This is a genomic window from Muriicola sp. Z0-33 (assembly GCF_026126425.1).
Lineage (GTDB): Bacteria > Bacteroidota > Bacteroidia > Flavobacteriales > Flavobacteriaceae > JAFMPW01.
Genome location: NZ_JAFMPW010000002.1, coordinates 443,848 through 469,662, shown reverse-complemented (window position 1 = coordinate 469,662; position 25,815 = coordinate 443,848). Strand labels below are relative to the sequence as shown.

Below are 25,815 nucleotides of genomic sequence, written 5' to 3'. Positions count from 1 at the left end.
TTTGGGGCAAAACTCTATATTTTAGGGTATTAACAAAGAATTGCTATAAATAACTATCTGGACTATGAATATAATTAACCCCGCTTACATCCGTCTGCTGGCCGTAAGCTTTTTAATCAGTTGTTTTACCGGATTATCTACAGAGCTTAATGCGCAGATTAACTTTGCACAGAGCGAACTGGACATGAATGGAAATGGAACACTCAATGGTGTTACTTCTTTAATGTATGGGCCGGATGGCAGACTTTATGTGGCAGAATACCCGGGATTAATCAAAATTCTTACCGTTCAGCGGAATGGCTTAAATGATTATGACGTAATCGCCATTGAAACGCTTACTGGAGTTAAAGATATTGTCAACTACGACGATGATGGAACTCCATGCAGCGGAAGTACGGGAGATTGTACAAGTAGGGAAACTACAGGAATCACTGTAGGCGGAACAGCCTCAAATCCTGTATTTTATGTGAGTTCCAGTGATTTCCGTATTGGTGCTGGTTCCGGAGGCGGAAATGGAGATGTTGATCTGGATACAAATTCTGGTATTATTACCCGTTTTAGTTGGAACGGAAGTTCCTGGGATGTGGTGGATATCGTTCGGGGCCTTACAAGATCTGAAGAAAACCACGCTACAAATGGTTTGGAATTGGTAACAATTGGAGGCACCAATTATCTTCTTGTTGCTCAGGGAGGCCATACTAACGGGGGATCACCTTCAGAAAATTTTGTTTACACCTGTGAATATGCTTTGTCTGCAGCGATGCTTTCCGTAAACCTGGACATGCTTAATGCAATGGGCGTTCAAACAGATGGCAATGGAAGAGATTATATATTGGACCTGCCTACACTAGACGACCCTACAAGGGCCAACGTCAATGGCATAACTGATCCTGATACACCAGGTTATGATGGAGTAGATGTAAACGATCCATGGGGAGGTAATGACGGTCTTAACCAGGCGATTGTAGATCCTGCTGGACCGGTTCAAATATTTTCTCCGGGTTACAGAAATGCGTACGACTTTGTAATCACAGAAAGCGGGGCAGTTTATGTAACAGATAATGGCGCCAATGGAAGTTGGGGCGGGTTTCCTGTAAATGAAGGCACCGTCAATGTAACTAACCAATATGACCCTGCCGAACCTGGTAGTAATTCGCCTTCAGGAGGAGAACAGATTAACAACCTTGATCACCTGCAATTGGTGACTACAGACATACAAAACTATACATTTGGGAGTCTTTATGGAGGGCATCCTAACCCTATCAGAGCTAATCCTAATGGAGCAGGTTTATATACTGACGATGGCACCAATGGGGGAGTTTGGAGATCCCAGGTATATGACCCTGATGGATCTACACCAGGGTCTACCACAGATCCGGATCTTGGCCTACCTGCCAACTGGGCCACAGTAGTACCCGCCGCGAATGGTGTGGAAGGTGATTGGAGAGGACCTGGAATTAATAATCCTGATGGGCCAGATGATAATCCCATAGTTACCTGGGGAACTAATACCAACGGAATTGACGAATACACCGCTTCAAATTTTGGAGGAGCCATGCAAGGCGATTTAATTGCAGGGGTGAATACCGGAGTTTTAAGAAGGGTAGAACTAGACGGTTCCGGAGGATTGGAAACACTTACGGCAAATTTCTTATCAGGAATTGGAGGCAATGCTTTAGGCATAAGTTGTAATGGAGATAGTGATCCTTTTGCAGGAACTATTTGGGCAGGAACACTGAATGGAAAAATAGTGGTTTTCGAACCAGACGATTTGGTGAATTGTATAGATCCCGGACAACCGGGATACGACCCAAATGCTGACTATGACAATGACGGCTATACCAATCAGGATGAAGAAGATAACAATACAGACCCCTGTAACGGAGGGTCGCAACCAACAGATTTTGACAAGTCGGCCGGAGCACCATTGGTATCTGACTTAAACGACACGGATGATGATAATGATGGCATTTTAGACCAGAACGACCCCATGCAATTGGGTGATCCAGAGACTGCTGGCACTGATGCGTTTAGCCTTCCTATCCAGAATGGATTGTTTAATGATCAACAAGGTTTTGGAGGTATTTTTGGGCTTGGGCTAACAGGCCTGATGAACAATGGGGATCCTAATCCAAACTGGCTAGATTGGATAGATGACCGAGGGCAGGGTCCAAATCCTGATGATGTTCTTGGTGGAGCCCCGGGGCTCATGACTTCTCATATGACATCTGGTACGGCAAATGGGGCAACAAATACACAAGAAAAAGGATATCAATATGGAGTTGAAGTAGATCAGACCACCGGAATTTTTACGGTGTCCGGACGTCTACAGGACTTTGACGGTCCGCTTGCCTTGTACGGAAATGCACCTGCTTCCGGCGGCGAATTAGGATTCTTTATTGGAGACGGTACCCAGAGCAACTTTATAAAGTTTGTTGTAAATACCTCTGGTTTGTCTGCTTTACAGGAAATTAATGACGTTCCACAAACCCCGGTAACCTTAAACATTCCCGTACCTAACAGGCCAACAACCGATATCGTCTTCTACTTTGTAGTAGATCCTTCAAACGGCTTGGTTACATTAGAATATGCTATAGACGGGGGAACAAGGACTGCAATGAGTTCTACAATAACTGCCCAGGGCAGTATATTAACCGCCATTCAGCAATCATCTTCTGAACTGATGGTAGGGTTTATAGGGACATCTGCTGCTGCAGGTGTTGAACTGGAAGGCACCTGGGATTATTTAAATGTATTGGGAGCGACCCCCATTATAACGCAAACACTACCAGACATCAACAGATTGATCAACGAAGCAGATGAGGATATAGACCTCAGTAACTTTTTTGACGATGATAACGGTATTGGCAACCTGACTTTTAGCGCTACGGGTACTGACCCGTCCGTTGGACTAAGTGTGGCAGGAAATATCCTTACCATATCCTATCCGGGCGCAGCGGCTACATCAGATGTTACCGTAAGGGCTACAGATGGGGATACAAATTTTGTAGAACAAACATTTACTGTTAATGTCACTGAGAACCCCATCGCCCTTTATAGGGTAAATGCTGGGGGACCACAAATCAATGCGATAGATGGAGGTATTAATTGGGAGGAAGATACTGCCGCGAATAATTCGCAATACCTGAGCAATCCTGGAAGTAATAATACTTTCGGATACACTATGACAGGCTATACTCCGGAAGTAAACCTTACTACCACGCCTACAACAATTTATGAAAGTGAAAGAGGGGATATCTCGGCAGGCACGCCTAATATGTCTTATTCTTTCCCTGTAGCCGAACCAGGTAATTATGAGGTACGCCTTTATATTGGAAACGGCTGGCCAGGAACTTCTGAAGCAGGCGAACGAATTTTTGATGCGTCTATAGAGGGCATAACATATCCTTTATTGAACGATTTGGATTTATCAGGCACATACGGGCATCAGATCGGTGCTGTAATGAGTCATATTGTTAACGTTAATGATGGCTCAATTGATATTTCCTTTATCCATGGAATTATAGAAAATCCTATTGTCAATGGAATTGAAATCTTAAATGCATCCAATACAGATCTGCCGATCTATGTTGCTGAAATAGCAGACCAAACCAGTAACGTTGGAGAGCAACTAGACGGTAGCCTGGTGGTACAGGCATTGGGGGGAGATGGCAATTTAAATTATGTTGCTACCAACCTTCCGCCGGGCATCACCATAGAACCTACCAACGGTCAGATTGGAGGAACCATTGCAGCAGGAGCAGAAACAGGCAGCCCTTATGCCGTATCGATAACCGTGGATGATAATGATGGCATCAGTACAGATGAGGTGACTGTAAACTTCCAATGGAATATCGTAGTGCCAACAGGCTTTAGGATCAATGCAGGAGGTGCAGAGGTAACAGCTACCGATAATGGCACAGATTGGAGATTTAACAATGTGCAGGGAGCTGTTAATGGAGGAATATATACTGTAAATACCGGCTTTGTGGTCAGCGCAGGACTACTAAATGCTAACAGGCACAGTTCCGTACCGGCCTATATAGATGAAACGGTATTTGATCAATTGTTTGCTCAGGAACGCTACGATGTTCCGAACAATCCGGAAATGGAGTTTGTGGTCCCTGTGGTAAATGGAGATTTTGTGGTTAACCTTTATATTGGTAATGCCTTCTTCGGTGCAAGTGAGATAGGAGAACGTATATTCGACATCGACATTGAAGGGGTAGTGGTAGAAGACAATCTGGATCTGATTGCAGAATTTGGGCATGAGGTCGGTGGAATGCTTTCGTATCCAATAACAGTTTCCGATGGAGAAATTAATATTACATTTATTCATGACGCTGCTGAAAATCCAATCATTAATGCCATTGAGATTTTCTCTGTAAACAATAGTAATCCTACGCTTACTCTTAGTGGGATTTCAAATCAGATTAATGATGTTAACGAAGCGGTAAATATAACCGCCAGTGCTTCGGGTGGTGACCCAGGGGAAAACATTAGTTATTATATCGCCGGGCAGCCTGCTGGTGTGGGCATAAACGGATCAACAGGTGCCATTACCGGTACCATAGACCCCTCGGCAACAACAGGAGGGCCCGCTAATAATGGTATCCATAGTGTTGTAGTTACGGCTACAAAACCAGGATCGGCCCCTTCGAGTCAGGTATTCACCTGGACAATTTCTCAGACGTGGATAGATAAGGATGAGGATGAAAATTATACAGCCCGACATGAAAATTCATTTGTACAGGCCGGTGATAAATTTTATCTGATGGGAGGTAGAGAGAATTCACAAACTATTGATATATATGATTATACATCAGATAGTTGGACTTCTCTCGTAAACTCAGCGCCGTTTGCATTTAATCACTTTCAGGCGACAGAATATCAGGGCTTAATTTGGTTAATTGGGATGTTTAAAGACAATGCATTCCCTAACGAGGCACCGGCCGAGTTTATCTGGGCTTTTGATCCTGCAAATCAGGAATGGATTCAAGGACCACAGATCCCTGTCGGGCGAAGAAGAGGTTCTGCAGGTTTGGCGCTTTATAACGATAAATTTTATATAGTTGGTGGTAATAACGATGGCCATGATGGCGGATACGTTCCCTGGTTCGATGTATATGACCCGGCAACAGGAGTATGGACACAGCTTACCGATGCGCCCAGAGCCAGAGATCACTTTGCCGCAGTAGTAATTGGTGACAATCTTTACTTGGCCAGTGGAAGAATATCGGACTTCCCTTCAACCTTTGGGCCCACAATTCCGGAAGTGGATGTTTACGATTTTGTTGGAGGCACATGGAGTACTTTGCCAGCAGGGCAGAACATACCTACTCCAAGAGGTGGAGCATCTGCGGTGAACTACAATGACAGATTAGTGGTCATTGGGGGTGAGACCGAAGTGGCAGGACCTTCGTTAACGGTAACAGAAGAGTATGATCCTGTAGGACAATCCTGGAGAAATATGGCTACTTTAAATTCTCCCAGGCATGGTACCCAGGCGATAGTTTCGGGTAATGGTATTTTTATTCTGGCCGGTTCTCCTGTACAAGGAGGCGGTAATCAGAAGAATATGGAATACCTTGGGGAAGATAACCCCGTGGGTGTGGCAAGTGCAGCCAGTACGCTCCAAACTCCTGCAGCGGTACAGATACAGGACGGGGATACCGAAGATATTGATATTGCAATAGTAGATGGTAATGTAGGCGTCTTTGTAACTTCCATGACACTTTCCGGCCCGGATGCGGCAGACTTTGTCATTCAGGCAGGAGAGCTTACCAATCAGTTGCTCAATGCAAATAGTTCACATACTATTTCAGTTCAACTAACAGGTACAGGGGCAGATAGGAATGCAGTGCTTACCATAAATTATGGAAACAGTTCATCGGTAGATATCGTTTTATCCAATAACAATCTACCTCCAAATGTGATAAATCCTGGAGATCAGTTTAATAATGAAGGGGACATTGTAAACCTTCAGGTTGAAGCCTCAGATGCCAGTACAAATCTGCTTTATGCAGCTACAGGTCTGCCACCTAACCTTGTAATTGATCCTAACACAGGGTTGATATCAGGAACCATTGAGGATGGTACAGGAGGTGGTTTCCTCGAAGATAATGGCCTGGTTGTAATAGAGGCAGAATCTGGTACGGTTGTGCCAGACTGGAGCCTGACCACTGCAGGCGGGGCTACGGGAATAATAGCAGGAGCCGATCATCTTAGTAATCAGAATGGAGGTACCATACCTTACCAGATCAGTATTACTACACCAGGTGTATACAGGTTTAACTGGAGAAGTTTCTACAGTGGATCTAACCCGACAGAAGAAAATGACAATTGGTTGCGTTTTCCAAATACCAATGGTGTATGGTTCTTCGGTTATAAGGGCACACCCGCTAACGAAGCTGCACTAATATCAGAACTTGAAGGCGCTCAGAATAATATCGTATTTCCTAAGGGAAGTCCCAGGATAACTCCAGGGAATCCTCCGGCAGGGACAACTCCTGTAGGTGCAGGAAGTAATGGATATTTTAAAGTGTACAAAAGTGGAGGTGGTTCAGAAACCTATACATGGCAAGCCTTTACCAATGATAATGATCCATATAACATCTATGTGCGATTTGAGAATGCAGGTGTTTATACTATGGAGATATCCGAACGCTCTTTAGGACATGCAATAGATAGAATAGCTTTATATAAAGTAGACGGTCAGAATTACTCCGATGCACAACTAACTGCAGCTCCCGAATCCCAGCAATCTGGGGGCAATGGAGCGGCTGAGAACAGCCCATATAATGTAGAGATAACCGTTACAGATGACGGAACTCCTCCTTTAGACTCTCAGGTTCAATTTGTATGGACCATTGGTGACGGCACTAATGAACCGCCGGTAGCCGTGGCAGAGGCCATTCCCCTTAGTGGTGATGCGCCCTTAAATGTGAACTTTATTGGAAGTAATTCTACAGATGATGTTGGTGTAGTAACTTATCTATGGGACTTTATGGATGGTTCACCAACTTCAAATGAGGCAGATCCCATGCATATCTTTAATGATCCCGGGATTTATGATGTAGAGTTGACGGTGACCGATATAGGAGGATTCACAGATACTGACATTGTTACCATTTCGGTGAATGATCCTGTGAGTAACGAACCCCCTGTGGCAGTAATTGTCGCTAACCCCATTGGAGGGGCTGCTCCGCTTGAAGTTACATTTAGCGGTAGTAACTCTACCGATGATGTGGGAATAATCAGTTATTTATGGGACTTTGATGATGCAGGCGCAACCTCAACTTCTGTGGATGCAGAGCATACCTTTACCGCAGTTGGTGATTATACAGTGTCCTTAACAGTAACAGATGGTGGTGGTTTAGAGGATACTACTACAGTGGTTATATCGGTTACAGATGCAGGGACTAATGAACCACCTGTAGCCCTGGCTCAAGCTACACCTTTATCTGGAGACGCTCCGCTGGAAGTTACATTTACAGGAAGCAATTCTACAGACGATGTGGCTGTGGTTACCTATTTATGGGATTTTATGGATGGTGGAAATACCTCGGCAGATGCTGACCCTGTTTATACCTTCACTACTGCCGGAACTTATGACGTGGAACTTACAGTAACCGATGAAGAAGGTTTGATGGATACAGATATTATAACCATTACTGTAAACGATCCTACGGTCAATGCACCTCCTGTAGCAGTCGCAGAAGCCACACCATTATCTGGTGATGCACCACTGGAGGTTACTTTTACAGGTAGTAATTCTACCGATGATGTAGGGGTAGTGAGTTACTTATGGGACTTTATGGACGGAGGCAACACATCAACGGATGCAGACCCTATGTATACTTTTACATCGGATGGGACTTATAATGTTAGCCTTACCGTTACCGATGAGGGAGGACTTACAGATACAGCAACAGTTACAATAGTTGTTGGGCAATCTGCCAATATGCCACCAACAGCGGTAATTGAAGGAAATCCTTTTTCCGGACCCGCACCGCTGACGGTAAACTTCATTGGACGTAATTCTATGGACGATTTTGGAATAACTTCCTTTGCGTGGGATTTCGGAGATGGCAACAGTTCTACTGATGTAGATCCTGTTCATACCTATACAACTGAAGGAGAATATACGGTGGTACTTACGGTTACGGATGCAGGCGGCCTTACAAGTAACGATACAGTAGTTATACGTGTAGATCCGGAAACTGGAAAGATGATGGGTAAAATCCTCGAGAATCCAGCAGAGAGTGGAGTAGCTCAAGTACAGGTGATTAATATGCCTACAGAAATCAGGGTGGTGTTCATTTACCTCCATGATTCCAGTGGCCGACTGGTAGCTTCCCATATTGCGGCAGATCTTGATATGAATGGGACATATATTATCCCCATTGCAACGCTCAGGGATGGGCTGTATTATATCGGTCTGGAGATGAATGAAGGGGATCCGTTATTACTAAAATTACTTGTTAAAAACTAAATCTGATATACAATTAGAAAAGGGCCTGTTACATAACAGGCCCTTTTTTTGTTCTCTTTGCCCGTAAGGCATAATTGTCTGATCTTAATAGGGTCTGTTGTTAGTAAAATGTAGCTATTGTATTATTAATAATAGGCAGCATTTGTCTTAAAACCCTTCTGGATACCGTTAATTCTTTTAAAGCCTTAAGCTGATGAAGGTTATGCACATCTGATGCAGCAAAATCTATTAATCCGTCTTCCAGTAATTTCATTGTCATTCTATGCACCTCTTTTCCGTAGAAATCGCCCAGAGAGAGAAAGTTTAACTGAAATAGAATACCCTGTTCTTTATAATGACCGTATTTTCTTGGCTTAAAATGCAAGAAATTATAACGCTCCGGATGGGCTAAAACGGGATAATATCGTTTGCTTGCAATTTTGACAATCGCTGTATCAAAATTTAGTGGTGGTTGCAGATAAGACATCTCAATAAGGAGATAATCGTTCCTCATATGCATTACATCTTTCCTATCGAGGATAGTCTCAAAATTATCATCAATCATGTGTTCAGCAGAAGCAGCAATAGAAACCTCACGCAAATCTACCTTTAATAGCTCATTCTTTAAAAGGGCTAATGATTGGTTGATAGATTGGGGGGTATTTGGATAATAATTGTGAATAATGTGCGGAGTTGCAATAAAATTATCAACTCCAAACTCAGAAAATCCCCTGATAAGTGCAATAGCATCTTCACTGGTTTTTGCCCCATCATCTATACCTGGTAGAATATGATTATGGATATCCACAAATTTCTGCAGATGATCTACCAGGAAAAGTTTTTTGCCAAAAATGTGGAACATATGATTCTAGATTTCTGGGCAAAAATAGTGTTTATAGATTTAAATTTAGCTGCAATATCAATGCGTTCTTTACATGGGGTAAATAGAGCCGTATGATGATATCGTAACTCAGCTATACCTATTTTGAATTTCAACCAATTGGCTCCCGAAGGTGGAAGTCTAGTTAAAATGGCCATGGCCTTATTAGAGTACACTTTTGTTCCGGTATATTTCCCCAGAAATTCGTATCTTATATTGGTCTATCGCCCATGTTCAACCTTCGAATGCATCGAAAGGGCTGATCTTTACTATAGGGGAGAGAAGGATATGTTTCGAAGATAAAGCAACCAATATTTCTAGTCCCAAACATTTTTTCAAATTAAATATATCCGGCAAGTAGATGTATAATCTGGAAGCCTGGTAACTATGATAAATTATAATTCTATAATTGATGGACACACAGTTAAAAGTAATTGCCGGGATCTCTGGTACAGATGTAGACCAGAAATTAATTGCTTATCTAAATTTCCTGGCAGAGAAAATCCCAATATCAGAAATAACGCATTTGCATGTGATCAAAATGCTGTACAACTTTGGTGATATCAACAAAATTGTCAAAGAAGATTTACAGTATATGGCCGATAGATTTAAAGAAGAGCGGTTGGGGCCTATACTTAGGAGCTATGACAAGGTTGCTGGACTTTCTGCTTCGGTTTTGTTCGGAAAAGTGGTTCCCCGTTTTGAAGAAACCCTGGCAGCTAAAAAGGCCTCAACAATTGCATTGGGAAAAAAAGCAAAAGGATCGTCTAACCTGGCTAAGAATATTATCAGGAAATTAGACTGCAATACCCTGATTGTTCCATCAAATTCCGAACACAGATTTAAGAATATTCTGGTAACGGTTGATCTCTCCGAGCATTCGGGTAAACTCCTGGAAAAAGCTATTGACATACAAAAAAGTGCGCCTAACAGGGTGTCTATAACTTGTCTTCATGCCTTTGAAGTTATAGACATACCGGCTTATACCTTGCTGCATACCAAGGAAAGGGTGAGGAGAGATACAAGAGCTACTGTACAGGAGGCCTTTGACAAATTCATTGATAAATACCAAACCAACGATAGTAGGATTGAAACGGTCCTTATAGAAGAAACCAATAATTGGCCCAGTCAGTATATCCTGAATTACATTAACGACGAGAATAATGCTGTGGATTTTGTAATTATGGGCACCCAGGGCCACACCCGTATAGCTGCTTTGTTAGGAAGTACAGTAGAAAAAGTTATTTCCAGGAATAACAAATGCCCTATGCTGATCATAAAATAGGGCAATAGAAACCAGGAGAAATTGCTGATCAAATTCTCCTGGTATCCCTTTTGTATTTAACTTTATTTCGTATTACCCAACAACTGCCTGCTCCGAAGTAAAGGGCTGATGGTAATATCGCGTGCCCGTGGCTTTATACAAGGCATTTGCCAATGCCCCCATGGCCGGTGGTAATCCGGGTTCTCCCAATCCTGTAGGATCTATTTCATTCTCCACAAAGAATACCTCAATCTCTTCAGGCACCTGTGAATGACGAATTAATTGATAACTATCAAAATTCTTCTCATTGGGAACCCCGTTTTCAAAAGTCAACTGGCTGTACATGGCATGTCCTATGCCATCAATAACCCCGCCTTCCAACATATTTTTGGCAGCATCTCTGTTCACTACAATGCCACAATCTGCTGCGCACCAGACTTTTTTAATTTTAGGCTGTCCGTTTTCCATTACCATGTCCATAACTTCTGCTACATAGGACGCGTGGCAATAATATGCGGCAACACCCCTGTGAACACCTTCTTGAGTTTGTCCCCAATTGGCCTTCTCCTTCACTAACTTTAATACCCCGGCATAGCGTTCTGCGTCATAATCATGTTCTTCCCCAACAGGATCATTTATTGCCCGGTTAAACAATTCTAATCGGAAATCTATGGGATCCTTACCTGCGGCTTCTGCAACTTCATCTAAAAATGACTGCTCTGCACCTGCTGTGAAATTAGATCTCGGCGCCCTCCAAGCCCCGGTGGTAATATTAGTACTCGCCATGATTTTTTCAGCAGTGTAATTTTCAACCGTACCTGCAGGGAATCTGTTTGGGAAAACCGGGCCTTCTGGCAAACCTGCTCCTTTTACAGAAAATGCAATCAGATTGTTATTCTCATCCAGGCCGGCTTTGTAAACAGATCTGTAGGTGGGCCTGTAAGTACCCTGGGTCATGTCGTCTTCTCTGCTGTAAATAAGTTTAACGGGGCCGCCAATTTTTTTAGAAATTGCAGCGGCTTCCAGACCGAAGTGCACATAAAGCCTGCGACCAAAACCCCCTCCAATCCTGGTCATGTTTACTGTGATATTTTCCAGAGGTAGACCTAGTAATTTGGCAACAGAACCTTCCAGAGCTTCCGGAGTCTGAGTAGGTCCGATAAGTTCTGCGGAATCTTCGGTCACATTGGCAAAGAAGTTCATCGGTTCTAATGTATTATGCGGTAGGAAAGGGGCACTATAAGTGCGTTCAATTATTTTTGCTGCCTTCTTAAATGCAGCATCTGAATCTCCATCTTTTCTACTTTCCTGTACTTCGCCAGACACCAGTGCTTCTTCCAATTTCTGCAAATGCATATCCGAACTTTCAGCTTCACTCAGACTTTCCCAATTGGCTTTAAGGGCCTTCTTGGCCTGCATTAATTGCCAGGTAGACTCACCCACAATGGCAATAAGCTGGAAATATCCTTTTTCATCAAACCAATCCGGTTCTTCAATAGTGGTATCTATAATAAATGCATCACTTACCCCGGGCATTGCCTTAATCTCGTCGGCATTAAAGTCTTTAACTTTCATTCCAAAGGCCGGTGGGTGTTCTATCATAGCGAGTTGCATCCCATCGCGGTGGAAGTCCAAACCAAATAATGGCTTTCCGGTAACTATGCCCTTGCCATCTACATTTTTCTGACTGGTACCAATCAATTTAAAATCCTTGGGCGATTTGAGTTCCAGTTCTTCAGGTACTTCTATACCTACGGCTTTTGAGGCCAACTGTCCGTAATCTAAACTTCGCTCACCGTTTATTTCACTCACCACACCTTCACTTGCTGTAACATCTTCCAGGGTTACGCCCCATTCTTTGGCAGCTGCTTCAAGCAACATTCTCCTACCGGCAGCGCCAGCCATTCTTAAAGCATTCCAGCTTAATCGGATAGAAAGGCTGCCACCAGCAAACTGGTTTTGGTAGAATCCGGTATTCAGTGGGGCTTGTTCAACCACCACATTTTCCCAGGGAACATCAAGCTCTTCGGCAACGATCATCGGCATAGAGGTTTTTATGTTCTGGCCAATCTCTGGATTAGGGGAGTATATGGTCACCATACCAGTATCACCTATTTTGATGTACCCATTAATATCAAACCATTCGTTGGGGACGGCAACACCCATCTTTTCTTCTGTGCCGGGTTTACAACCGTTAAGCCAGCTAAATCCTATCAGCATACCTCCACCGGCGGCCGCTGAAACCTTTAAAAATGAACGGCGATTATATTGTGTTTTTATCTTTGTCATGATCTTTGATTTTAGATTGTAGAGGCCTTTTTAATGGCTTTTTTAATTCTGGTATAGGTACCGCATCGGCAGATATTGCCGTTCATTGCATTTTCTATTTCCGAATCTGTAGGATTCGGATTCTGATTCAATAGGGCAGAAGCACTCATAATTTGCCCCGCCTGGCAATAGCCGCATTGGTAGACATCTTCTTCTAACCAGGCCTGTTGTACAGGGTGGTCTCCTTCTTCGGACAGTCCTTCAATGGTAGTGATTTCCTGTTCGCCTACCGTAGAAATTGGCAACTGGCAAGAACGTACTGCATTATCGCCAAGGTGAATGGTACAGGCACCACATTGTGCTATACCGCAACCGTATTTGGTGCCAACCAATTTTAGATGATCGCGCAAAACCCATAGCATAGGGGTGCTGCCGTCAACTTCTATCTGCTCTGTTTTTCCGTTAATTTTTAAGGTGAAATTTGCCATGATTATTGTATAAGTGAATAAGTGTGCTGAAGTTAATAAAATAATCCTGCAATTCGAAGGCAATTAAACTTTAAATTGCTGCAAGAAAATTTTAGCTTTCATGAGATAAAAGAAGTTGAAACTAAAAGACAATGCAATGGCGATTCAGGGTTTTTTAGACGTGCTGGGAGGCTGTTAATTAGATATTATTTACGAAATACCTGGAATACTTACTGCAACATACGCAACTAGACTGCCTGGTACTCTTTTTTATACGCCATAGGGGTCCTCTTCGTTATAGTTTTGAATTGTTTGTTGAAGTTAGATAGGGTCTGAAAGCCACTTTCATAACAGGCTTGGGAAGCGTTAGTTTGCTTTTCTATCAATAGTTTGCAAGCATGACCGATTCGTATCTCGCTAACAAATTCAGAAAAGGTTTTATTGGCATGGACCTTAAAATACCTGCTAAAAGAAGTTGGGGTCATACTGGTAAGTGCGCCAAGTTCGGAAACCGTCATTTTTTGTCTGAAATTATTCATTACATAAGCATAGACCTTGTTCATACGCTCTGTATCACCTTCTTTTAGACTATTGGTGTATCCGGGGCTTGCCAAAGGTTGCAAATTATTTGTCCTTGATAGTATATTCAGGATTTTCAGTAGTTCCAGGACACCATCAAATCCATTGAGATCAGGCAATTCTGAAATCATTTCATGGATTGCTTTTCGTGTTCTTCCAATGATATCCAATCCGCGTAGACTTCTTTTGAATAGCTGGCGTATTCTTATGGCTTCTTCCGTCTGTAATAAACTTTTACCAATAAAGTTTTCGTTGAAATAGACTACGATTCCTTCACAGTACTCATCTACTATTTTCAAAGGTATTTCCCGATCACTCCGCCATAAATGCGGTAGATTAGGCCCCGTCAAGGTTATATCGCCCGGTTTAAAGGAAGTTACATGGTCCCCGATAAATCGCGTTCCCTGCCCTTTTATTACTACAAAAATTTGATATTCAGAATGAAAATGCCAATTGGGGTCAAAATAGGGCTCTTTGAGGTGCCTTACCACGAAGGCATGGTTTTCAGGTATGGGTGATTTTTGTAAGGCAGATTTCAATTAAGTCTATATATTTTACTAATATATCACATATCTATTAATATGTATTTATTTGAGACATAAAACAGTCAGTTATGGATACTTTGCAGGATGTTTTTAGAATGATTTTTTAGTATTATTGATTTGTTCATTACACCTTTTATTATGAAAATCAACATGAAATTTTTAGTACTTATACTATTGATCGCACTTTTTCTGGTAAGCTGTGGATCTGAGACTAAACAGGCAAAAGTAATTCCCGATGACCAACCAAGACGGATTGAACTCATGTTTCTAGGTCATGATGCAGAACACCATCCTTCCGCTACCTACATGCCTATTTTAGCTTCCGCGCTTACAAAAGATGGTATCAATATTACCTATACCGAAGATGTTAACGATTTGAATGCTGATAATTTAGCCCAATTTGACGGTGTTATCCTCTATGCCAATTACGAGGATCGGATGCCAGATCACGAACAAGCCTTAATAGATTATGTTTCCGAAGGGCATGCGTTCATACCACTTCATTGTGCCAGTTTCTGTTTTAAGGATAGCGATGCCTATATCGATATGGTTGGTGGTCGCTTCAAGAGTCATGAAACAGGGGTATTTTCCGCTGAGGTTGTTGATGAGGAACATGCTATAATGAAAGAGGTAACTACTTTAGAAACTTGGGATGAAACCTATGTGCACGACAAGTTAGCCGATGACATTAATATTTTGATGGAACGTGTAGAAGGGGAACATCGGGAACCCTATACCTGGGTAAAAAATTATGGAAAGGGCAAGGTATTCTATACCGCTTTCGGACATGACGAACGCACCTGGCAGAACAAAGGTTTTCAAAATTTGGTGAAACAAGGAATTTTATGGGCGGTTGATACGGTCGCAAAAAAGAACTGGACCAATTTTATGACCGACATACCGAAATTGGTTTACGAACCAAAAAATAACATTCCCAATTATGAAAAGCGCGACCCTCCACCACAGTACCAGTTACCATTAGGCCCTGAAGCTTCTTCAAAGTTAATTCAAGTGCCCCCTGGGTTTAAATTAGAGTTATTTGCTGCTGAACCTGATATTGTAAACCCGATCGCCATGAATTGGGACGAGCGTGGCCGACTTTGGGTAATAGAAACTGTGGATTACCCGAATACCGTCCGTGAAGACAAAAGTTCAGGAGACGACGTGATCAAAATTTTGGAGGATACTGATAAGGATGGGAAGGCTGATAAGGTAACTGTATTTGCTGAAGAGCTGAATCTACCAACTAGTTTTGTATTTGTCAATGGCGGCATATTGGTTTCCCAAGCACCTCATTTTTTATTTTTAAAGGACACCAACGGAGACGATAAGGCTGATATACGGGAAGTCATAATCGAAGGTTGGGGCACGTTTGATACCCATGCCGGACCTTCAAATCTGCAATTGGGAATTGATAATAACATATACGGCGTCCTGGGCTACTCCGGGTTTAAGGGGGAAATCTTTGGCAAGCCTTTCGAATTTAGCCAAGGGGTTTATCGTTTTAACACCAACTTTACAGAATTCGAATATCTCACCAAGACAAGCAATAATACCTGGGGGCTCGGATTTACCGAAGACAACTCCATTTTTGCTTCCACCGCCAACAATACCCATAGCGTTTTTCTGGGCATTAACGATTCATATTTTGAAGGAGTAGATGGAATTAGCAATACTGGAAGTAAAAAAATTGATGGGCATTATTTTATGCAGCCCATCACACCTAATGTTCGCCAGGTAGATGTTTTCGGAGGCTTCACTGCCGCAGCAGGCCATCACTTTTATACCGCACGTGAATACCCGGAAAGTTATTGGAACAAAGTAGCCTTTGTTTGTGAGCCTACAGGCGGACTTGTGCATATTTCAAAAATAGTTGAAGATGGGGCAGGTTACCTAGAACAAGATGGTGGCAATCTTTTTTCAAGTGCTGACGAATGGGTGTCTCCCGTAGAAGCAAAGGTTGGTCCCGATGGAGTGGTCTGGGTGGCCGATTGGTACAATTTCATTGTGCAGCACAACCCTACGCCCAACAAGGAAAGAGGGGGGTATGATGCTGAAAACGGCGAGGGCAATGCTTACAAAAACCCGCTTCGGGACAAGTCAAAGGGACGCATTTGGCGCGTTGTTCCAAAAACGTATGAGTCAAGTGATTATCCTGAACTATCCACTGATGATCCAAGCACTTTAATAGCCACTCTGGGTCATGACAACATGTTTTGGCGTTTGACTGCGCAACGTCTGCTTGTTGAGCGAAATAATAAGGACGTTATTGAAGATTTGCTATCAATGGTAGCCGATCATCAAACTGATGCCGCTAATTTGGATCTGGCTGCCTTGCATGCGATTTGGGCACTTGACGACTTGGTCGCTCTGGAAGAAAATGCCAAGGCCCTTAATGCGGTCGAAATGGCTCTGGGCCATCCCTCTGCGGCGGTTAGAAAGGCTGCTTTGCAAATCCTTCCAACAACGGATAGAACGGTTAGCGCAATCTTCAAGTCAGATTTGCTTAAGGACAAAGATCCGCAAGTTGTGCTACAGGCGTTGTTGGCACTTTCCCAGCAAAAATCGTCCGAAGGCCTGGGTAAGAAATTGTTTGCTATGAGCGAAACAAACCGTATCACGGAAGACCAATGGTTGTCAAAAGCGATTTATATCGCTGGAACAAAACATAGTACAGGATTCATTTCGGCTTATAAGAAAGCACACCCTGATGTTGGAGAAGATGTTGCGCAGATTGTGCCGCCCTACGAAGTAAGCTTTCAGGACAGCAACTGGAATACCATGACCCTGCCTCAAACTATTGAAGACGCCGGGGTAAATATTGATGGTGCGCTTTGGTTTCGTAAAACAGTTTCCTTGCCGCAAAATGCAGCAGGGACATCGGCCATCCTTTCTTTGGCACAGATCAACGACAATGACATTACCTATGTCAACGGACAACAGGTAGGGGCCACCAAGGGGTATCAAGAAACGAGAACTTATAACATAAAACAAGGCATTTTAAAAGCGGGTATAAATACAATCGCAGTGTGGATGGAGGATACCGGTGGTGGCGGCGGAATTTATGGTGATGTCCATCCGATGGAATTAAGAGTAGGGGGGCAGCGTTATTCTTTAGAAGGCGATTGGAAATATGATGTGGAAAAGGACTATTCGGGTCAGATAAGTGAATTTTCAAAAAAGAGCATCGCTGAGTTGATGTACGAGAATTATGGCGCCAAACTTGCGACGGAAGCTGCTTCTGTTGAGGGCGATGTTGATCAGGTCATTACTATACGGACCATAAAAAATGAAATGAAATACGATATCTCTGAATTTACCGTAAAAGCGGGGGAGACTATAGAATTGGTTTTTGAGAATAACGATTTCATGCAGCACAATTTATTGGTTTTGGCTAAGGGAAGTAAAGAATTAGTGGGTGCTGCAGCGGATAAAATGGCCCAGGACCCAAGTGGTGCTGAGCGGGATTATATTCCAGATATGCCACAGGTCTTAGAGGCTACTCCTATGGTGGATCCTGAAAAGAGAGCGGTTTTACGCTTTACGGTGCCTAAAGAGCCCGGGGAGTATCCTTATATATGTACATTCCCCGGCCATTGGCGTATCATGCAAGGTGTAATGACAGTAGTTGCAAATCCGGCATAATATGAACGAACAGTTAAAATTCGGGGTAAGTACCTGGTTATGGCAATCTCCGTTCACCACTGAGTCGATTGCACTTTTTCCCAAGATCAGGGCGATGGGTTTTGATGTTGTTGAGATTCCCGTTGAATATCCAGACTTGATCGATGTGAAGACCGTCAATGAGGCGCTAAGAATTAATGGCCTATCGCCATCGATTTGTATCGTTTTTGGCGATGACAAAGATTTGACCTCCGATGATGTTTCCTTATATCAAAATTGTTTTGAGCATGCCGAAAAGTGTTTTGCGATTGCCTCGGCTCTTGGGGTCGACTTTGTTGCCGGACCTTTATACGCTGCGGTAGGTAAGGCGCGTTTGGCATCCGAAGAACAAAAGAAAATAGAATGGGACCGTGCAGTCACGAATTTGAGAATACTCTCCAATATCGCTAAGAAACATGCGCTGGATATCGCTTTGGAGCCTTTGAACCGCTTCGAGTCTGACCTGATCAATACTGCCGATGATGTGGTAAGGCTGCTTGATGAAATCAATGAATATAACATGAAAATCATTTTGGACGGATTTCACATGACTATAGAGGAACAAGATATTCGCAAGGCCATCCAGACCGCGGGCGACAAATTGATACATGTTCAGGTTTCCGAAAACCATAGGGGAATACCGGGTACTGGATTGACTCCCTGGGATGAATTTGCAAAAGGTTTGGCCGATGTAAACTATTCCGGTGCAGTGGTCATCGAGAGTTTCACTCCCGAAATACCTGAATTGGCAGCGGCCGTAAATATTTGGAAAAAACACGCTAATAGCCAGGACGAGTTTGCAAAAAAAGGACTGGAGTTTTTAAAATCAACATTTCAATACACTAAAATATGAGTACAAAGAAGGTTAAAATAGCAATCATAGGCTTAGGGTTTGGAGCCGAATTTATTCCCATCTACAAGAAATATCCAAATGCGGAACTGGTTGCCTTATGTCAGCGTAATAAAGAAAAGTTAAATGAAATTGCTGATGCTTTTGAGGTTGAAAAAAGATATACCTCATATGAAGAATTGCTGAAAGACCCGGATATTGATGCAGTGCACATCAATACTCCTATACCCAATCATGGCGAGCAATCGATTCAGGCACTGAAGGCGGGCAAGCATGTCGCCTGTACCGTACCCATGGCAACAACAGTTGAAGAATGTGAAGAGATAGTGCATCTGACCCAAGAAACCGGATTGACCTATATGATGATGGAGACAGTCGTATATGCACGTGAATTTCTCTATATGAAAGAACTCTATGATAGTGGGGAGCTAGGCAAAGTACAATTTTTAAAGGCGAGTCATCAACAAGACATGGACGGATGGCCCAACTATTGGCCAGGGCTTCCCCCCATGCATTATGCGACCCATTGTGTCGGACCTGTTTTGGCACTTACCAGGGATGAGGCTGAATATGTATCCTGCTTCGGGTCAGGAACTATTCGCGAAGATCTGATAAAGGAATACGACTCCCCCTTTGCCGTGGAGACCACACATATTAAATTCCGCAATTCCGATTTGAGCGCACAGGTTTATCGTTCGTTATTTGATGTCGCCCGCCAATATCGTGAAAGCTTTGAAGTCTACGGTTCAAAGAAATCGGTAGAATGGCCCTTGATCGAGGGCAAGCCATTGGTGGTGCATACCGCTAAAAAACCCGAACCTGAAATACCAGAGGAAGTTGAGAGTCCCGATTTTGCAAAGTTGCTTCCTGAGGAAATACAGCGATTTACGACCCAAGGAGTATATGATACGGATGATAATCAGCATTTGTCTTTTACCCAAGGGGCAGGTCATGGAGGATCGCATCCTCATTTGGTACATGCCTTTGTAGATGCTTTGATTACGGGCAAATCGCCCTATCCGAATGCTAGTCAATCGGCCAACATTACCTGTGTGGGCATATTGGCGCATGAATCAGCTTTAAAAGGGGGTCAGCTAATTAAGTTGCCTGAATTTACTTTTGAGGCTTGAAAGATTAGATGCTACAAACCGCGCATTATGCCTTTCGAATATTCGGAATTGTAATGACTGGGTCGTGTATCCCCATTTTATATCATTTTGGGTTCGCCCTTAAATAGTTGATTTACCCTCGGGATCCAAACGGTTTACACCTATAGGTAATTATTGGCAATACGAGGTTTATCGTGGAAATATTTTCCCGGTAAAAGTTAAAACCAATAAATAAATCAATCAAAAAAATAGAAGCTATTTCCCGATACAAAAATTGGCAAATATATTTCCTAAGAGGTCATCACTGGTAATCTCCCCGGTGATTTCTCCAAAATGATATAAGGCCTGCCTCACATCTATGGCAATTAAATCTCCCGAGAGTCCATCTGCCATAGCCTGTTGTACTTTCTGGATCTCTTCCAGGGCCTTGAGCAGTGCATCGTAGTGGCGAGAGTTGGTTACTATGGTTTCATTGTTCCTTAAAGCTCCGGTATTTACAAAATTCAATAATGTTGATTTTAGCCCCTCTACCCCCTCACCAGTCTTAGCAGAAAGGAACAGGGTTTCTATTCCGTCAATCTCCTTGATGATACCAGCAAGACGCTTTTCAACAGCCTTATCAATTTTGTCTGTTTTATTCACCACCAGGATAAAGGGTTTGCTGGGGTGGTTTTTTTTGACCTTTTGTATTTCCTGCTGAAAATTATGCTCTGAAGCTCCGAATTTTTCAGCATCGAGGAGAAAAACAATTACCTGTGACTGTTCTATTTTCTCAAAAGTTTTTTTAATACCTATGCTCTCTACTATATCACTGGTATCCCTGATCCCTGCTGTATCAATAAACCTGAATCCTATGCCCCCTATACTTATTTCGTCTTCGATAGTATCTCTTGTGGTACCTGCTATTTCTGATACAATGGCCCGTTCTTCGTTTAGCAAGGCATTTAAAAGTGTAGATTTCCCCACATTGGGCTCCCCGACAATAGCAATAGGAATTCCATTCTTTATGACATTACCAATAGCAAAAGAATCTATCAGTTTTTTAAGCACTTCTTCTATTTCAGAAAGCAAGGCTTTAAACTGGTCTCTATTGGCAAATTCTACATCTTCTTCGGCAAAGTCGAGCTCCAATTCAATGAGCGACGCAAAATTCAGTAACTCTTCACGAAGCCTTTTTATTTCACTACTAAAACCACCCCTCATTTGCTGCATGGCTATCTGGTGCGATGCTTCATTATCACTGGCAATCAGGTCTGCAACTGCCTCTGCCTGACTCAGGTCTAATTTTCCATTCAGAAAAGCACGGAGCGTAAACTCTCCCGGCCCGGCCGTTCTGCATCCTTTACGGACGAGGAGCTGTACAATTTGCTGTTGTATATAAGGGGAGCCATGACAAGAGATCTCTACAACATCTTCCCCGGTATACGAATTTGGCCCCTTAAAAAGGGATACCAATACCTTGTCTATACTTTTGTCATCTTCTTCAATAAATCCCAGATGCACCGTATGGGTCTTTTGCTTACTCAGAGTTTTATTACTTACAGACCGGAAACAGTCTGAGACAAAAGAAATGGCCTCTTTGCCAGATACCCGGATGATAGCAATAGCCCCTGCGCCGGAAGGGGTGGCTAAAGCCACTATGGTGTCATTTGTAATCATACTCTGATTTAGACTGCAAAAATAGGGAAAACAACATAGACAACATCCTTAAGATTCCGGGTTCATATGGTGGCATTTATGTATATTGGGATACTTAAATCCATTAAGAACGGCATTATGAAGAAAGTTACCACCTTGTTCCTGGCTGTGTTTTTTTTGAATGCAGTGATCATCAATGGCCAGGAATCAAAATCTACCGAGATACCAAGCACCATTGCCCAAACAGACGCCAAGGAGGCAAAAGCTGTTAGAAAGACTGTTGAGAAGGAGGAGAAGAAAATAAAGAAGGCCGATAAGAAAGTAAAAAAAGCGGAAAAAGAACGGAAGAAGGAAGAACAACTTGCCAAAGCTATTGGAAATAAAAAGAAGGCGATCAAAAAGAATGAGGCCAGGATAGCTAAGTTAGAAGGTAAATTGGCAAAAGATGAAGCCAAAGGGAAACTTTCTCCTGTTGACAAAGCCAAATTAAAGACGAAAGTCCAGAAACTTAACACCGCAGTAGCCAAAGACAAAGCGAAGCTTAAAAAGTTAGTTAAAAAGCAGTAGTGCAGTTACTTAAGCCATTTTTTTAATTGCTTTGGTTTAATTGTATTGTAACATTTTAAGGAAATTTGCTACTTATAGTTATAATCCCCTTAAATTATTAAAAATGGAAGTCATCAATCAATCAGTAATGCGCACGGACAGGCAATTGCTTGTGATTACGCATTTAACACAATTACTACACTATGTCATCGGATTTGGCGGATTAATCACCCCCTTAATTATCTGGCTGACCACAAGAAACAATGTTGAAGAAATGAACGAGCATGGAAAATCTATTGTGAATTTTCAACTCAGTTTAATTTTGTACATCATAATCAGTATTCCATCTATACTGTTATTAGGTCTTGGAATTCTAGGATTAATTGCCGTAGGTATTCTGGGCTTTGTTATGCCCATTGTAAATGCTATACGGGCCAACAATGGAGAAGCTCCAAGTTATTTTATGACCATCCGGTTTATTTCATAAAGTATGCTACTTAACATATTATAAATGCCCCGATAGTTCGGGGCATTTTTTTTTGCAGACATCATATAACCAACAACCTCCCTGGGGGTAATTTTAAAGAATGGGCCGGAAAATTCACAGCTTTAATGAATTATTGAAGTATTGCCCTTAGCCCATCATTAATCTGATTTTTGTCTATTTAACAATTCTTTACTATTCACTGCGTTAAATACTTGGTTGAGAACCAGGGAATTCAACTTTTGTGTTCAGAAAAAGAAAAGATGGTCGTGTATTATTGAATTAAGTATGCAAAATAGGTTAAGAGCAAACACAAAAATTACAATTCATAGGAAAAGGAAAAAGTTCAAACAATTAGATTGGATTTAATCATGGCTAGGGTTTCCAGGAGATATACTGTTTTTACAATCATGTGGGTATTGGCAATTATTTTTCACATGATTCATCGCAGCGATATTGTGTCCGGAGTTCTTCCGGCACTCACTGTCCTTTCAGGGGGGTATGTTTTGCTTAATCCTTCCAAAGAAATAAGGTTGGTGCTATTTTCTTTATTACACGCTTGTGTTTATATTTTTCATGCTCCAAATACCGGTAATCATGCTTTCTTCGCATTCTTTGTAGACCTGACCATTATCATCACCTTCTGCGTAAATTATTGGAGTTCCGGTAAGGATAGAATAAAAAGTCTGGTGTATGTACAACCTATTTTAATAGCATTTACCATCATACTGTATTTTTTTGCAGTCTTTCATAAGCTTAATTGGAGTTATATGAATCCTGATTCATGTGGAGGTACAATGCTGCTTAAAGTGTTTCTGAATAATGATATAACTTCCGTATTTTTTGGAAAATTATCTAGCGAGACCCTCACATTTTTAAAACATATAAGCATTTATGCCAGCTTAGTTTTAGAAATGCTAATTCCCATATTTCTTCTGTTCCGAAGGTTTAGCTGGATTGGATGTTTGCTGGGAATACTGATGCATGGCATCCTCGGGTTTATCTATTTCTGGCATTTTACCCCAATGCTTTTTGCTCTATATGTACTTTTTCTCCCAAATAGTTTCTTTGACAGAATTTATGAGGTTTTCCAGGGATTTAAATTGAATAGCAAGAACGTTAAAATGGTTATTTGGGGCGCTATGCTTTTTATTCCCATACTATATGTTTTAAAGTTTCAGTATCCGCAAATTGTTTCAGAATTAGGCAATTTTTCACGAAACACCCAAAGTGATTGGTCCATCGGGCTCAATATCAGAAGCTTTATAGGCTGGTTTCCATTTTTAATCTATACGCTGATTTTCTCCTATTTTGTACTATCCTTTCCCAGAAAAAATACTTTCGAAAAAAGAATTAAGCTCCCGACAGCTTATTATATATTTCCACTGATATTGATATTGAACGGATTATCGCCCTATTTAGGAACTAAAACTCATCAGAGCTTTAGTATGTTTTCCGGACTCATGACCCACGGGGAAAGAAATAATCATTTATTTATGCCAAATCTTAATATTGTTAAAGCACAGAACGATATTGTGATTCCCTGTCAGAAAGAACATACCAATTATGCAAAACAATTACGTTGGCGTAAAAATGAAAAAATGGTCTTCTATGAATTGCAAAAAAGAGTTACCGTATTAAAGGAGAAAGGCAATAGTGGCATTGAATTATGTTTTCAGAGAAATGGAAAGCAAATACAGTTGCAGAACGCCGAACTGGATTCGAGTTTAATAATTCCCTTATCCTGGATAGATAAAAAATTCAGAATTTATAGAGAGATTCCTATAAACGCCAGCAAATGTTATTATTAATGGCTTTTATACCTATACTATAGAAGTCCTAATTATTCAACATTACCGGCATGACGAGCATGGTGACGTTTTCGCCTTCGTCCAGGCCATCTATCGGAGTAAGAATTCCTGCCCTGTTGGGTAGGCTCATTTCTAAAGAAACTTCTTCGGAGCTCAGATTGTTCAACATTTCTACCAGAAATCGCGAGTTAAAACCTATTTGCATATCGTCTCCCTGGTAAGAGCAGGTAAGTCTTTCCTCAGCTTTGTTGCTATAATCTATATCCTCTGCTGAAATATTTAATTCTGCACCTGCAATTTTTAAGCGGATCTGGTGTGTGGTTTTGTTCGAAAATATGGAAACTCTTCGTACGGAACTTAAGAACTGATTTCGGGCAATAGATAGTTGATTTGGATTCTCTTTTGGAATTACCGCTTCGTAATTTGGGTATTTACCGTCTATCAGCCTGCATATAAGCTCTGTATTATCAAAGCTGAATTTGGCATTGCTGTCATTATATTCTATTACAACGTCTTCTTCACTTCCGGCTAAAATACCTTTTAACAAATTCAATGGTTTTTTAGGCATGATAAACTCCGCAACCTGACTGGCATTTACATCAGATCTTTGATACTTCACCAGTTTATGGGCGTCTGTAGCGACAAATGTCAGATGCTCAGGAGAAAATTGAAAAAATACACCACTCATTACCGGGCGAAGATCATCATTACCTGCTGCAAAAATTGTCTTATTTATGGCAGTTGCCAAAATATCGCCCATCAGGGTAGTAGAACTGGGTGTTGCCAATTCTACAGATTTTGGGAATTCTGCACCATCTGCGTATGCCAGTGCATATTTTCCGTGATTAGAACTTATTTCTACTGTATTGTTATCTTCCACCACGAAGGTAAGCGGTTGTTCAGGGAAAGTTTTTAAAGTCTCTAACAGTAGCCTGGCCGGCACGGCTATGGTACCTTCATTATCAGAATCTACGTCTAACACAGAACTCATAGTGGTTTCCAGGTCGGAAGCAGAAACACTGAGCTTGTCTTTCTTAAGGTCGAACAGGAAATTATCCAGAATGGGGAGTGTGTTACTGTTATTTATAACCCCACCTAAAACCTGAAGTTGTTTTAATAAATAGGTACTAGATACTATAAATTTCATTCTTGGTTATTCTTAGTTGTTTAAGGCTTTTACGAGCCTAGGCAATGCATTTCCAATTAAACAAATATATCCCAAATGTCCAATTGAATAA

The 25,815-nt window shown here is 41.9% G+C and carries 14 protein-coding genes; 8 read left to right on the top strand and 6 right to left on the bottom strand.

All coding sequences use genetic code 11. The annotated features are described in order from the left end of the window. Positions 1 to 64 precede the first annotated feature (64 nt). Positions 65 to 8,494, top strand: coding sequence for a PKD domain-containing protein (locus J1G40_RS04930; protein ID WP_265241483.1), 8,430 nt, complete (start codon positions 65 to 67; stop codon positions 8,492 to 8,494). 100 nt (positions 8,495 to 8,594) lie between these two features. On the opposite strand, the gene J1G40_RS04925 is transcribed toward J1G40_RS04930, so the two are convergent. Then, positions 8,595 to 9,335, bottom strand: coding sequence for a tyrosine-protein phosphatase (locus tag J1G40_RS04925; protein ID WP_265241482.1), 741 nt, complete (start codon positions 9,333 to 9,335; stop codon positions 8,595 to 8,597). A gap of 430 nt (positions 9,336 to 9,765) precedes the next feature. Here J1G40_RS04925 and J1G40_RS04920 point away from each other — a divergent pair, with 430 nt between their 5' ends. After that, positions 9,766 to 10,638 carry a universal stress protein gene (locus J1G40_RS04920; protein WP_265241481.1) on the top strand — a complete coding sequence of 291 codons (873 nt, stop codon included), beginning with the start codon at positions 9,766 to 9,768 and terminating at the stop codon, positions 10,636 to 10,638. 72 nt (positions 10,639 to 10,710) lie between these two features. Here J1G40_RS04920 and J1G40_RS04915 read toward each other — a convergent pair whose 3' ends face one another. The 3 genes from J1G40_RS04915 to J1G40_RS04905 all read right to left on the bottom strand — a co-directional run bounded on the left by J1G40_RS04915 (position 10,711) and on the right by J1G40_RS04905 (position 14,470). Then, the gene (locus tag J1G40_RS04915) at positions 10,711 to 12,906 is read right to left on the bottom strand and encodes a molybdopterin cofactor-binding domain-containing protein (protein ID WP_265241480.1); all 2,196 of its coding nucleotides are present in this window, start codon (positions 12,904 to 12,906) and stop codon (positions 10,711 to 10,713) included. A gap of 11 nt (positions 12,907 to 12,917) precedes the next feature. Further along, positions 12,918 to 13,373, bottom strand: a complete 456-nt coding sequence (locus J1G40_RS04910; protein WP_265241479.1) for a (2Fe-2S)-binding protein — start codon at positions 13,371 to 13,373, stop codon at positions 12,918 to 12,920. 227 nt (positions 13,374 to 13,600) lie between these two features. After that, positions 13,601 to 14,470 (bottom strand): AraC family transcriptional regulator, encoded by an 870-nt coding sequence (locus J1G40_RS04905; protein WP_265241478.1) that lies wholly within the window; start codon positions 14,468 to 14,470, stop codon positions 13,601 to 13,603. Positions 14,471 to 14,626: 156 nt separating this feature from the next. Here J1G40_RS04905 and J1G40_RS04900 point away from each other — a divergent pair, with 156 nt between their 5' ends. The 3 genes from J1G40_RS04900 to J1G40_RS04890 are packed head-to-tail and all read left to right on the top strand — an operon-like array spanning position 14,627 to position 20,119. After that, on the top strand, positions 14,627 to 18,121 hold the full coding sequence (locus J1G40_RS04900) for a PVC-type heme-binding CxxCH protein (RefSeq protein ID WP_265241477.1): 3,495 nt from the start codon (positions 14,627 to 14,629) through the stop codon (positions 18,119 to 18,121). Further along, entirely contained in the window at positions 18,105 to 18,992 is an 888-nt protein-coding gene (locus tag J1G40_RS04895) for a sugar phosphate isomerase/epimerase family protein (protein WP_265241476.1), read from the top strand. Before J1G40_RS04900 ends, J1G40_RS04895 begins: the two co-directional genes overlap by 17 nt. Then, positions 18,989 to 20,119 (top strand): Gfo/Idh/MocA family oxidoreductase, encoded by a 1,131-nt coding sequence (locus tag J1G40_RS04890; protein WP_265241475.1) that lies wholly within the window; start codon positions 18,989 to 18,991, stop codon positions 20,117 to 20,119. The genes J1G40_RS04895 and J1G40_RS04890 overlap by 4 nt, the downstream gene beginning before the upstream one ends. A gap of 234 nt (positions 20,120 to 20,353) precedes the next feature. Here J1G40_RS04890 and mnmE read toward each other — a convergent pair whose 3' ends face one another. Next, complete coding sequence (mnmE, locus tag J1G40_RS04885) at positions 20,354 to 21,757, bottom strand: tRNA uridine-5-carboxymethylaminomethyl(34) synthesis GTPase MnmE (RefSeq protein ID WP_265241474.1); 1,404 nt, start codon at positions 21,755 to 21,757, stop codon at positions 20,354 to 20,356. 117 nt (positions 21,758 to 21,874) lie between these two features. Between mnmE and J1G40_RS04880 the strand changes: the two genes are divergently transcribed. The 3 genes from J1G40_RS04880 (at position 21,875) to J1G40_RS04870 (ending at position 24,577) form a co-directional block, all read left to right on the top strand. Next, positions 21,875 to 22,303, top strand: coding sequence for a hypothetical protein (locus J1G40_RS04880; RefSeq protein ID WP_265241473.1), 429 nt, complete (start codon positions 21,875 to 21,877; stop codon positions 22,301 to 22,303). A 103-nt stretch (positions 22,304 to 22,406) separates the two neighbouring features. Then, positions 22,407 to 22,769, top strand: a complete 363-nt coding sequence (locus J1G40_RS04875) for a DUF4870 domain-containing protein (protein ID WP_265241472.1) — start codon at positions 22,407 to 22,409, stop codon at positions 22,767 to 22,769. A 434-nt stretch (positions 22,770 to 23,203) separates the two neighbouring features. Continuing rightward, positions 23,204 to 24,577: a hypothetical protein gene (locus J1G40_RS04870; RefSeq protein ID WP_265241471.1), complete on the top strand. Its 1,374-nt coding sequence runs from the start codon at positions 23,204 to 23,206 to the stop codon at positions 24,575 to 24,577. A gap of 28 nt (positions 24,578 to 24,605) precedes the next feature. Here the strand turns inward: J1G40_RS04870 and dnaN are convergent, their stop codons facing one another. Further along, positions 24,606 to 25,724, bottom strand: coding sequence for a DNA polymerase III subunit beta (gene dnaN / locus J1G40_RS04865; RefSeq protein ID WP_265241470.1), 1,119 nt, complete (start codon positions 25,722 to 25,724; stop codon positions 24,606 to 24,608). Between the last annotated feature and the right edge of the window lie 91 nt (positions 25,725 to 25,815).

Coding starts and splice junctions, on each gene's coding strand:
- J1G40_RS04930 (WP_265241483.1), top strand. CDS start 65: ATGAATATAATTAACCCCGCTTACATCCGTCTGCTGGCCGTAAGCTTT.
- J1G40_RS04925 (WP_265241482.1), bottom strand. CDS start 9,335: ATGTTCCACATTTTTGGCAAAAAACTTTTCCTGGTAGATCATCTGCAG.
- J1G40_RS04920 (WP_265241481.1), top strand. CDS start 9,766: ATGGACACACAGTTAAAAGTAATTGCCGGGATCTCTGGTACAGATGTA.
- J1G40_RS04915 (WP_265241480.1), bottom strand. CDS start 12,906: ATGACAAAGATAAAAACACAATATAATCGCCGTTCATTTTTAAAGGTT.
- J1G40_RS04910 (WP_265241479.1), bottom strand. CDS start 13,373: ATGGCAAATTTCACCTTAAAAATTAACGGAAAAACAGAGCAGATAGAA.
- J1G40_RS04900 (WP_265241477.1), top strand. CDS start 14,627: ATGAAATTTTTAGTACTTATACTATTGATCGCACTTTTTCTGGTAAGC.
- J1G40_RS04890 (WP_265241475.1), top strand. CDS start 18,989: ATGAGTACAAAGAAGGTTAAAATAGCAATCATAGGCTTAGGGTTTGGA.
- mnmE (WP_265241474.1), bottom strand. CDS start 21,757: ATGATTACAAATGACACCATAGTGGCTTTAGCCACCCCTTCCGGCGCA.
- J1G40_RS04880 (WP_265241473.1), top strand. CDS start 21,875: ATGAAGAAAGTTACCACCTTGTTCCTGGCTGTGTTTTTTTTGAATGCA.
- J1G40_RS04875 (WP_265241472.1), top strand. CDS start 22,407: ATGGAAGTCATCAATCAATCAGTAATGCGCACGGACAGGCAATTGCTT.
- J1G40_RS04870 (WP_265241471.1), top strand. CDS start 23,204: ATGATTCATCGCAGCGATATTGTGTCCGGAGTTCTTCCGGCACTCACT.
- dnaN (WP_265241470.1), bottom strand. CDS start 25,724: ATGAAATTTATAGTATCTAGTACCTATTTATTAAAACAACTTCAGGTT.